The organism is Mumia sp. (assembly GCF_028803055.1).
In the GTDB taxonomy this organism is placed as follows: domain Bacteria; phylum Actinomycetota; class Actinomycetes; order Propionibacteriales; family Nocardioidaceae; genus Mumia.
In genome coordinates this window covers 1-529 of the sequence record NZ_JARBCJ010000355.1, presented here as the reverse complement: position 1 = coordinate 529, position 529 = coordinate 1, and the positions used below count along the sequence as shown (strand labels likewise).

Sequence of the window (529 nt, the reverse complement as noted above, 5' to 3'; positions counted from 1 at the left end):
TCCTGAACCGAGGGGTGAAGGGTTTCCTGCGGGCAAGGGAAATGCGCTAGTATGGGTTGCTGGCCGAATGTACGGCCGATAAAGCTTTCAACCACACTGTGCCTGGCAAAATCCAGGCACCAAAAGAAGGTAAAACTGTGAAGTCTGATATCCACCCCAAGTATGGCCCGGTTGTCTTCCGCGATCTCGCGTCCGACACCTCTTTCCTGACGGCCTCCACCGCCACCTCCTCCAAGACGATCGAGTGGGAAGACGGAAACACCTACCCGCTCATCGAGGTGGAAATCTCCTCCGCATCGCACCCGTTCTACACGGGCAAGCAGCGCATCATGGACTCCGCCGGCCGTGTCGAGCGCTTCAACGCCCGCTTCAAGGGCTTCGGCGGCAAGAAGTAACCCGTTCGTAAAGAACAGCACAGGTTCTAGACTAGGAAGGCCCGCCCGGACATCCGGGCGGGCCTTTTTACTTGCGGAAAAGGAAACTCAATGAGCAGCTCAGAACGGGACAACGACCGCCTGCACGGTGAGTT

The 529-nt window shown here is 57.7% G+C and carries 1 protein-coding gene; it reads left to right on the top strand.

The genetic code is table 11. The features are described from left to right. Window positions 1-137 precede the first annotated feature (137 nt). Window positions 138-395 carry a type B 50S ribosomal protein L31 gene (locus PV363_RS17890; RefSeq protein ID WP_301023108.1) on the top strand — a complete coding sequence of 86 codons (258 nt, stop codon included), beginning with the start codon at window positions 138-140 and terminating at the stop codon, window positions 393-395. Window positions 396-529: the final 134 nt, after the last annotated feature.